This window comes from Blautia sp. ZXY-1-C6 (genome assembly GCF_056339875.1).
The window spans coordinates 1-3271 of the sequence record NZ_JBWJVQ010000215.1 but is presented as its reverse complement, the minus strand read 5'-3'; the positions used below and the strand labels follow the sequence as shown (position 1 = coordinate 3271).

4 protein-coding genes and 1 pseudogene are annotated in these 3271 nt (G+C 54.6%); all 5 read left to right on the top strand.

Features of this window, described 5'->3' with window-relative positions; translation table 11 throughout:
- Window positions 1-37 precede the first annotated feature (37 nt).
- Complete coding sequence (locus AC075J_RS13135) at window positions 38-424, top strand: cysteine-rich VLP domain-containing protein (RefSeq protein ID WP_002594234.1); 387 nt, start codon at window positions 38-40, stop codon at window positions 422-424.
- 130 nt (window positions 425-554) lie between these two features.
- Window positions 555-1296: pseudogene (locus AC075J_RS13130) on the top strand (replication initiator protein A).
- Window positions 1293-2147 carry an ATP-binding protein gene (locus AC075J_RS13125; RefSeq protein ID WP_002594232.1) on the top strand — a complete coding sequence of 285 codons (855 nt, stop codon included), beginning with the start codon at window positions 1293-1295 and terminating at the stop codon, window positions 2145-2147. Before AC075J_RS13130 ends, AC075J_RS13125 begins: the two are co-directional and overlap by 4 nt.
- Entirely contained in the window at window positions 2144-2338 is a 195-nt protein-coding gene (locus tag AC075J_RS13120) for a transposon-encoded TnpW family protein (protein WP_002594231.1), read from the top strand. Before AC075J_RS13125 ends, AC075J_RS13120 begins: the two co-directional genes overlap by 4 nt.
- A gap of 127 nt (window positions 2339-2465) precedes the next feature.
- Window positions 2466-3271: recombinase family protein (locus tag AC075J_RS13115; RefSeq protein ID WP_476390402.1), on the top strand; the 806-nt coding region annotated here is incomplete at its 3' end.

Below are 3271 nucleotides of genomic sequence, written 5' to 3'. Positions count from 1 at the left end.
CGCCGGAGCGAGCCGCAGCGCAGAAAGGAGCAGAGCCATGAACGGTAATATCCCCCGCATGGACTACCGCCAGTACCGGGCAGCCCGCCGCCTTGTGCATGAGTGCTGCAACTATGACAGCGGGAACTGCCTGCTGTTGGAGGACGGCGAGCCTTGCGTGTGTGTACAGAGTATCAGCTATTCGCTGCTCTGCCGCTGGTTTACCGCCGCTGTCCTGCCCCTTGATGAAGCACTGGAAGCCGCCCTCTTGCGCCGGGGAAGCCGGAAACGCTGCGCTGTCTGCGGGGCGTTCTTCTTCCCAAAATCCAACCGGGGGAAATACTGCCCGGACTGCGCCGGACGCATGAAGCGGATAAACGCCGCCAAACGGAAGCGGAAACAAAGGGAGAAATGTCACGCTTTAGGGCATTTCAAACCCGCATAAATCAAGGCTTTTTTGGAGGGTGTCAAAGGGTGCGTGATACATTTATCCTTTTCCCTTAAAAACGCCCCCTAAAAGCGTAACAGAACCCACAGACAGACACCACAAGGAGGTGAACCCTATCGCTGATTATATGACCGCAGGAACGGAGCTGCCCGCTTACCTGCCTTACCCCCGTTTCCTGCTGGAAACAGACCTATCCCACACCGCAAGAGAGTTATATGCGCTGCTGTTAGACCGTTCCACCCTTTCGCAGAAGAACGGCTGGCAGGACAGCGAGGGACGGACATACATTGTCTACCCCATAGCAGAGATAGCGGAAATGCTGGATAAAGGCTGCACCACCATAAAGGGCGCACTGAACGAACTGGACGCTGCCGGGCTGCTGGAACGCAGACGGACGGGCTTTTCTGCCGCCAACCGTCTGTATGTGAAAGTGCCGCCTATCCCAGTGGTACAGTTTTCCGACCAACTGACGGACGGGAAAACCGCCCCTCATAAGGGCGGGAAACCGACCAACTGACAGCCGGAAAACTGACCTTATGACGGTCGGAAAACCGTCCCCTAACCAAACTAATATAAACAACCTAATAGAGAGCCAAACAAAAGGAGCGAGTGAGGGGCAGCCCCCCGCCGCTTATGGCAGATATAAAAATGTATTTCTTTCTGACACAGAACTTTTGGAGCTGGAACAGGACTTCCCCGGCAAGTGGGAGTATTACCTTGACCGCCTTTCCTGCCACATCGCTTCCACCGGGAAGCAGTACCAGAGCCATGCAGCCACCATTTACAAGTGGGCGCAGGAGGACGCTGCCAAAGAGAAGCCAAAGAAAGGCATACCGGACTATTCATTCAAGGAGGGAGAAAGCCTATGACCGATACAATCCACAACACCATACTGCCTATGACCGACACCACAGCCGAGCCGGAGGATTACACCGGGGAGGACGGGCTTTTATACTGCGGCAAATGCCGGAAACCCAAAGAAGCCTATTTCCCGGAGGGCAAGACCTTTTTCGGGCGTGACCGCCACCCGTCAGAGTGCGACTGCCAGCGGGCAGCCCGTAAGGAACGGGAAGCCGCCGAGAAGCGGCGCAGCCACCTTGAAACGGTGGAACGGCTGAAACGGCAGGGCTTTACAGACAAGACCATGCAGGACTGGACATTTGCCAACGATAACGGCAGCTGCCCGCAGATGAAGAACGCCGCCGGATATGTGGCACGCTGGGAACAGATAAAGGACGGGAACTACGGGCTGCTCTTGTGGGGCAGGGTAGGCACTGGGAAAAGCTATTTTGCCGGGTGTATTGCAAACGCCCTCATGGAGCAGGAAGTCCCGGTGTGCATGACAAACTTTGCAGCAATATTAAACGACCTTGCCGCCAGCTTTGCGGGCAGGAACGAATATATTTCCCGCCTTTGCAGCTTCCCCCTGCTCATCATTGACGATTTTGGAATGGAGCGTGGCACAGAATACGGTCTGGAACAGGTCTACAATGTGATTGACAGCCGCTACCGGAGCAGGAAGCCGCTGATTGTGACGACCAACCTCACGCTGGAGGAATTGCAGCACCCGGAGGACACCGCCCACGCCCGGATTTATGACCGCCTGCTTGAAATGTGTTCCCCTCTCTGCTTTACCGGGGAGAATTTGAGGAAAGCCGCCGCACAGGGAAAAATGGAACAGCTGAAACGGCTGCTTGCCGGAAAGGAGATTTGCCTATGACCGACACCCAGAGAAACAAACGCCCTGCCCGCCGCCCGGACTGCGTGACCGAAACGAGGATAGGCAACACAATCCTTGTGGTGTCTGGCTTTTTCAAGGAGGGGGCGACCGACACCGCCGCTGACAAGATGATGAAAGTGCTGGAAGCAGAAGCCGCCGCCGGATATTTGACCTGTGATAAGCCTGATTGAAAAACCGTCATTTTTACCGACCGTAAAGAAGCAGATTTGACGCTTTTGCCGCTATACAGACAGCCGCCCCATGTGGTACAATCAAGGTACGGAATAGTGGGGCTGGCTGTCGGAAACGGAGGAATTTATGTTAAGACAGACCACCCAGCAACTCATTACCGCCCTTTACCCAAGACTGTCCCATGAGGACGAGCTGCAAGGCGAGAGCAATTCCATTTCCAACCAAAAGAGGATTTTGGAAACCTATGCCAAACAGAATGGATTTTCTAATCTGCGCTGGTACACCGACGACGGTTATTCCGGTGCGAACTTTCAAAGACCCGGATTTCAAGCCATGCTTGCAGACATTGAAGCAGGGAAAGTCGGGACAGTTATCGTCAAGGATATGTCGAGGTTAGGGCGAAACTACTTACAGGTGGGAATGTACACAGAAATGATTTTCCCACAGAAAGGTGTCCGCTTCATCGCTATCAATGACGGAGTGGACAGCGCACAGGGGGAAAATGATTTTGCCCCGCTGCGGAACATTTTTAACGAATGGCTGGTGAGAGATACGAGCAAGAAAATCAAGGCAGTAAAACGCTCTAAGGGCATGAGCGGAAAGCCCATCACAAGCAAGCCCGTCTATGGCTACCTCATGGACGAGGACGAAAACTTTATCATTGACGAGGAAGCCGCCCCGGTGGTACGGCAGATTTACAGCCTTTGCCTTGCCGGGAACGGTCCGACCAAGATAGCCCGTATGCTGACCGAGCAGCAAATCCCCACGCCGGGGACGCTGGAATACCGCAGGACGGGCAGCACCCGCCGCTACCACCCCGGCTATGAGTGCAAGTGGGCGACCAATACCGTGGTTCATCTGCTGGAAAACCGGGAATATACGGGCTGTCTGGTAAACTTTAAGACCGAGAAGCCGTCCTACAAGCTGAAACA